This is a genomic window from Synechococcus sp. BDU 130192 (assembly GCF_963876085.1).
Classification (GTDB): domain Bacteria; phylum Cyanobacteriota; class Cyanobacteriia; order Cyanobacteriales; family MRBY01; genus MRBY01.
Genome location: NZ_CAWNNO010000029.1, coordinates 1 through 6,144, shown reverse-complemented (window position 1 = coordinate 6,144; position 6,144 = coordinate 1). Strand labels below are relative to the sequence as shown.

Genomic DNA, 6,144 nt, shown 5'->3' with positions numbered 1-6,144 from the left:
TTGATCCATTCGGCTCCGATTAAGTTTTGGCATTTTTATTTTTCCTCCCTGAACCAAAGCCCATGCTGAGAATCTTTCAGATTATCGGCCCATCTTGCCTCAGCATCGAGCCGCCATATCCCAGTGGGATCTTTCTCCCTGATTTTTTCCTGCATGGCAGCCATACTCCATTTGCCATCGCGAACTTTTGTTAGCCAGCCCCGAAAAGTGCTGCCTGCTACTCCCAAGAATTCCGCTAGCTGGGTTCCGTTGAGGCCCTTAGCGATATCTACCGCCGCAACGCTCTTGTCTGTGGTTTTGGGGTGGTTAGTCGTGACTGGTTCGCTTCGTTCGATAGGGGCCATTCTGGAAGGGCTATTTTCTGTCATGGCCTCATTGTTAGCGGGTTCATTGGCGATCGCCTCCACATTGATAATTTTGCCCCCATGATTCTCTTCAATGAGGGCCAGCCGCTTTTTTAGCAGGGAAAGCTCCCCCTCGATTCCCTCAAGGGCAGGGGCGATCGCCTCATTGATTTTTGAATTGATATCCACAGGGGCAGGGGCGGCCCCACCCGCTAGGGCCAATAAATCTAGCTCACCGTCAGCGATACGCGCCGCAACCTTATAAAGTTCCGTTGCCAGCTCTACCCCATTTTCCTGAGCAATCTGGTTAAGGCGATCGCGCGTTTCCGGCTCTACCCGGATAACGATTCCAGCAGTTCGGGCCATGGTGATTTTTCCTGTAAATAGCATCCCCTTAAGCTTATCATTATCGCTATCTTATCGACTGCGATACCCTGAAATCCTTACAGCATAAGGAAAGCTAGCGGTAAGCTTACGATAATGTCAATTTTCGATAGCTCGATTTAAGCCAGAACTACCAGGGCATAGGGGATACGGGCTGAGAACGCTTAAGCTTACGCATTGTTATCGTTCCCATCAAAACAGCCAGAATCAAGGCAGGGCATGGGATAGAGCGATTAAGCTTATGGATTATCAGATAATTATCGGTAATGCTTGCGATATCGTAGCGATAGCTATATAATGGGGACATAGACAAGGGAGATGACTCCACATTTCCTCCCACCGCTACACATTTACAGGAACCGCACCATGACTCTCATCATCACCGCTACGTTTGTTGCAGCCTCCGCTTACTTTTTTGTTGCTTTAGCTTGCTTTATTTGCGATTCCATTGCAGCCCGCCGCCATGCTCCACAGGCGATCGCCACTACTCCCAAGCCAGCACCGCAAAACCCAATCGAAACTATGAACATTCGTCAGCTTAAGAAAGCCGCCTCCCAAGCCAGAATCAAGGGTTACAGCAATATGAGAAAAGCCCAACTCATTGCCGCCCTGACATAGGCGATCACCATGGCTGAAAGTAAAATAAAGGGAATCCATGGAGGATAACCATGTCCACGACTGAAGAAAAGCTTGATCGCATTGAAGTTACCCTAGGGCGCTTAGAGCAAGGGTTTGGGCGCTTAGACAAAAGTGTGATTGACTTAGACGAAAAAGTATCCCGACTCGATACAGACGTTCGGATTATCAGCGATCGGGTAGATACCTATCAGAAAGCCTCTACCCAGGTAGTTAACCTAGCCTTTAGCCTCATTGTGGCTGCAACATTGGCGATCATCATCCCAGTTATCCTAGGCCGCTGACATCCCCGCACCCGCAATACTGTACTGTCAATTAGGTTTCATTAGATCTAATGAAACCCTTGTGGGGCAAAAGGTTCAGCTTGTTGCAATGTTGAGCCTTTTGTCTTACCTTTAGAGAGATACAACATTATCACTAACCCCATGAAACGCTCACTGTTTCCCCGAAGCGTGACGATCAGGCTTAGTCCCAGTGACTTTGAGATTCTGAGTCGTCAGGCTGAATCCCACGAAGGCAATATGAGCCTAGCCATTAGAAATCTTTTACGGGCCGCTGGCAATGAAAAGAGCGCGGCCTAGATACAACGAAACCCCCAAATCTTGGCGGATCGCGGGGGTTTTCGTTTTTACTCGTATTCGCAACCGACTCCCAAAAGGAGCGGGCCGTTACTATGTCGAAAATTGTAAGGCAGACTGCGGGGTGCTGCAATCTCTTCCCCAATTCTACCCTAATTTCCCACGCCCACTTTGATAGCGATATCGAATGGCTAGCGGAAACTTTCCCCCATTGGAGCGCCCCTGCTATCAAGCCCGTTGGGGGCCAATACAGCACATTTAAGCGCACGCTATCGAAGGATGAATTTTATGAGTATTGGCGATCGCCGGATGAAATTATCGCGCTCAGGTTCGGGGGCAAAACCAACAGGGTAGTTTTCGATATCGATGCAGGGAGTCAATATCACCCAAGCCGAAATCATGAAGCCTTTAACGCGATTCTGGCTGTCTTAGAAGATGTTGGGCTATGCTCACCCATCATTTATCAATCGAGCGAGTCAGGCGGGCTTCATGTGCTTTATCCTTTGCCTGAAGAGCGCCCTACTTACGCCACGGCCCGAACGATTGAGATGGTTTTGGCTAAGGCTGGCTTCTGGCTAAAAGATGGGCAGCTTGAGGCGTACCCCAATCGAAAGTCATGGGTGGACAGCGATCGCCGCTATGAGAAGGGCAGATTTTATTCTGAGCTATTCGACTACCAAGCCGTTCGGGTTCCGTGCCAAAAAGGATGTGTTCTGCTGGATTCTCAGTTAGAACCTGCTGATGATAACTCCCTAGAGGAATTCCGCTTTCGCTGGGAATGGGCCGTGATTCAGCAGGACATGGAAACGTTCGATGAAGTCATTGAGCATTACGCAGACAAAACGAATTGGCCTAGGAAGCCGCGCAAATATGGGAAGTTAGCAGACATCGAAAAAGATTATTTAGAGCTGTTAGAGACGGGCTGGACAGCCAATGGGGAAACGAATGAGATTCTTTATAACCTCACTCGACTGACTCGGATTATGGAGCCATGCCCTGATAGTGAGCTGGCATCGGTGGTTATGGAGAAGGCGATCGCCATGCCCGGTTATCGGGAATATTGCCTCCATCAACATGACATAGAAAAGCGTTGCCGCGATTGGGCTAGAAGCATTATCAAGCGCGGCTACTACTGGCACGGTGAACGCACCACCGAACCCAAGGAACCGAAAAAGGATATCAATGCAGAGCGCCAACAAAAGGCCATCAAGCGCCTTGAAAATTGCCTCAAGGGATTCATCAAGAATGGGTTCACTTTTGCCAGCAAGACTCAAATTGTCAATGCAGTGGTTAGGGCGCTTCGATGCAGCAAAACCACCATCATCAAACATTGGAATCTGCTCTTATCCCTAGCCTCCCAGCTACTCCAAACTGAGGCTGATTCTACTGACTCGGAACAAGCCTCTAATCTTTGCCCTGTAAGCGATACAGCTACAATGCCTGAAGCTAGTACACACCCCCCTCTACTAAGGGTTGATACCCCTAAACACGGGGATAGGGAGAAGGAAAAATTATTAAATTTCCCCAGTGGAGCCCCCCCGGAACCCCAAGACACCTTAAGAAACCCTGAAACCCTTGTCCAGCTTACGTTCTGGCCCCTGTTGGGAGGTGATTCTGATGCTTAATCAGCCTATTCCTCGTGGTGGCATCAGATACCCCAAAAGATATAAACAGATGATGGATTTTTCGGGCCTTCAATTTGAGCGCAGGGCTACCCCGATGGATATTGATTTTTGCCTAGAGCTAGGGGGAAAGCATTTGATTCTAGGGGAATTCAAGCGAAAGGGGAAAGCTGTTCCCTATGGGCAGAAAAGGGCGATTACAACATTGGCGATCGCTGCCCATCAAGGGGGGATGGGTGTGCTGGCTTTCATTGCCCGGCATGACTCAAAGGTGAGTGACATTGTCGCGGCCCATGAGTGCCTAGTGTCGGAAGTTTTCTTGCCCCCATCTCAATGTTGGCGGCCCCCAATGGGAGGCGATCGCCGCGTGAGGGAATTGATTGAAGCGTGGCTGGCATGGAGGCGGGCGCAATGATCACACGGCATTATGAGGGATTCAGATATCAGATAAGGCGATCGCCCATGGGCTATGGATATCGCATCAAGCCGCCCCAAAAAGGGAGCCGCTGGATTGCATCAAAAAAAGAATACGCTACCCATCAGCAGGCCCGGAATGCTGCCCTAGAAGCCATAAGCAGAGCAGCATGGGAAAAATTATAAAAAAGGAATATCGAAGGATGAATAATATCGAATGCATTGCCGGAAAATATCTAATTTCGCGCTCCCAGCTACGGAAAAAGCGCGGCTTCTCTGATTATGAGATTGCTCGCTTTCTGCCCGATCCCATCCCCCTGCAAATAGATAGGGATGGAAAAATGATGGATTATTGGCCCGCCCCTTTTGTCGAGATGGCGATCGCCTCCCCTGAGCTTCAGGAATGGCGGAATCGAGAGATTGATATTTTTGCCCCTGATTTATCAAAGGATGATCGACTGCATCTCCAAAGGCAATGGAGGCGGAAAGCAAAATTCTTTCCCCCCAAAGATCCAGCGGCGATCGCCTCCCTTAAGGATCAGCCATTGGGGGAGGCGGCGGAATTTTTATTTAGCCAGCACACGAACTTCTCTGAGCTTTCCGAGGAAATTGGGGATGCTAAAAGGGAAAGCTTTCCTCGCTTTCTGCTGGATAAAGTAGCCCGCGATGTTCTCAAAAAAAATATAAGCCAGTGGATGCGGCGATCGCTCTAGGGCGGCTTGAGACTTAATCGCCATCAAAGAAAGGCCGCCCCCTCCACCCGGATGAAGTGGCTGCTAAGGCCAATCACGAACCGCCCTTAGCGGCCTCCCTCAGCTTTCGAGCAAGGGCCGGATTTTCCCTGAGCAAGCGCATTTGCTTTGTCAAATTCAGGCTTTCTTTCCGCCATGGATTCTCGCTTGCTGGGATTGATTCAATGGGGCGCTGAGATTCTTTAAAGTGAACAGCATAATTTTCGTCAGCCTCGATCCGTTGGGAGTATTCAGCCGCGCTCAAATATTCCCCCTTGTAGTAGAACTGCCCATTCTCTTTGAACGCGCCAGCGGATTCGGACTGAGCTACAAGATGGCTGATATTCCTCACCTTTGGGCCAATGACAGCGGCTAAGGCGATCGCCCCATTGGCGGCTTCAAGCTTTCTCTCTAGTTGCTTGATTTTGCTTTCAAGCTCTGCAATTTTCAGGCTATCCATGATTCATTTTTCTCCTAATTTTGCTCTCTGATTTTCTCGATTTCTTCTGGGGAAAATTCCTCAAAAATTAGCTCAGGCGCTGGCTGATTCTTTTTGAAGAATTCCTCTAGCTGGGTGGCATATTCGAGCGATTGCCACGCGCTATCAGCCAGCATAGTGAGATCTTTGAGGATCCTCACCGCTGACGATAATTCTTCTAAGGATTGAATTTTTTTGGGAAGCTCGATCTCCCCCAAGGCTTCCCTAACGGATTCTTGAATGGCGATCGCCGCTTCGATATTAGCCAAAGAAAAATCCCCCAAATGCTGACTGGATTTCTCGATCAGCTCAGACTGGCTGAGAAATGCCTTCTCCCTCACTTGAAATGATTTCTTCTCAAGTGAGGCCCACTCCTTTTTCCATTCCGGCCCACGACTCCAGTGGTAAATGGTAGACGGAGAAACTTTCAGCTCCTTTGCTACTTCCCTGAAGGATTTCCCCGAAAAATACAGCCCACAGGCAATCTTTATTCTTTCTGATCGATTCATGATTTATCCCCTAAATTTGACGATCAAACGCCTTTTCGAGCCTGAGGCGATCAAAGCTTAATTGCTGCTCAGAGGTGAGGCCGGCCTCACCTAGAATAACGGCGCTCAGGCAATAAGAAGGCATTTTCAATGCTCTCGCCATAGCCCATAGATTCAGGTTGTGGAGGCCCATGAAGGCTCTGATTTCTTTTGATTGCTGGCTTTGATCCATTCGGCTCCGATTAAGTTTTGGCATTTTTATTTTTCCTCCCTGAACCAAAGCCCATGCTGAGAATCTTTCAGATTATCGGCCCATCTTGCCTCAGCATCGAGCCGCCATATCCCAGTGGGATCTTTCTCCCTGATTTTTTCCTGCATGGCAGCCATACTCCATTTGCCATCGCGAACTTTTGTTAGCCAGCCCCGAAAAGTGCTGCCTGCTACTCCCAAGAATTCCGCTAGCTGGGTT

At 49.2% G+C, this 6,144-nt stretch carries 11 protein-coding genes; 6 read left to right on the top strand and 5 right to left on the bottom strand.

From position 1 onward, the window contains the following. Positions 1-35 precede the first annotated feature (35 nt). Positions 36-710: a hypothetical protein gene (locus AACT35_RS08520; RefSeq protein WP_099239500.1), complete on the bottom strand. Its 675-nt coding sequence runs from the start codon at positions 708-710 to the stop codon at positions 36-38. Positions 711-1,094: 384 nt separating this feature from the next. Between AACT35_RS08520 and AACT35_RS08515 the strand changes: the two genes are divergently transcribed. The 6 genes from AACT35_RS08515 (at position 1,095) to AACT35_RS08490 (ending at position 4,691) form a co-directional block, all read left to right on the top strand. After that, positions 1,095-1,346, top strand: a complete 252-nt coding sequence (locus AACT35_RS08515; RefSeq protein WP_158227965.1) for a Rho termination factor N-terminal domain-containing protein — start codon at positions 1,095-1,097, stop codon at positions 1,344-1,346. A 50-nt stretch (positions 1,347-1,396) separates the two neighbouring features. Continuing rightward, a complete protein-coding gene (locus tag AACT35_RS08510; RefSeq protein ID WP_099239496.1) occupies positions 1,397-1,648 on the top strand; it encodes a hypothetical protein in 252 nt (83 codons plus the stop codon). A gap of 141 nt (positions 1,649-1,789) precedes the next feature. After that, positions 1,790-1,945: a hypothetical protein gene (locus AACT35_RS08505; protein ID WP_158227964.1), complete on the top strand. Its 156-nt coding sequence runs from the start codon at positions 1,790-1,792 to the stop codon at positions 1,943-1,945. A gap of 92 nt (positions 1,946-2,037) precedes the next feature. Further along, a complete protein-coding gene (locus AACT35_RS08500; RefSeq protein WP_099239494.1) occupies positions 2,038-3,567 on the top strand; it encodes a hypothetical protein in 1,530 nt (509 codons plus the stop codon). A 94-nt stretch (positions 3,568-3,661) separates the two neighbouring features. Beyond that, positions 3,662-3,979 carry a hypothetical protein gene (locus AACT35_RS08495; RefSeq protein ID WP_143596793.1) on the top strand — a complete coding sequence of 106 codons (318 nt, stop codon included), beginning with the start codon at positions 3,662-3,664 and terminating at the stop codon, positions 3,977-3,979. A gap of 202 nt (positions 3,980-4,181) precedes the next feature. Beyond that, complete coding sequence (locus tag AACT35_RS08490) at positions 4,182-4,691, top strand: hypothetical protein (protein WP_143596792.1); 510 nt, start codon at positions 4,182-4,184, stop codon at positions 4,689-4,691. A gap of 73 nt (positions 4,692-4,764) precedes the next feature. On the opposite strand, the gene AACT35_RS08485 is transcribed toward AACT35_RS08490, so the two are convergent. From AACT35_RS08485 to AACT35_RS08470, 4 genes are all read right to left on the bottom strand, one after another. Continuing rightward, complete coding sequence (locus AACT35_RS08485; RefSeq protein WP_099239488.1) at positions 4,765-5,169, bottom strand: hypothetical protein; 405 nt, start codon at positions 5,167-5,169, stop codon at positions 4,765-4,767. Between the two features lie 14 nt (positions 5,170-5,183). Next, positions 5,184-5,696: a terminase gpP N-terminus-related DNA-binding protein gene (locus AACT35_RS08480; RefSeq protein WP_099239486.1), complete on the bottom strand. Its 513-nt coding sequence runs from the start codon at positions 5,694-5,696 to the stop codon at positions 5,184-5,186. Positions 5,697-5,706: 10 nt separating this feature from the next. Further along, positions 5,707-5,907, bottom strand: a complete 201-nt coding sequence (locus AACT35_RS08475; RefSeq protein ID WP_143596791.1) for a hypothetical protein — start codon at positions 5,905-5,907, stop codon at positions 5,707-5,709. Positions 5,908-5,933: 26 nt separating this feature from the next. Next, positions 5,934-6,144, bottom strand: a 211-nt coding sequence (locus AACT35_RS08470) for a hypothetical protein (RefSeq protein WP_216820547.1), incomplete at its 5' end; no start/stop codon positions are given.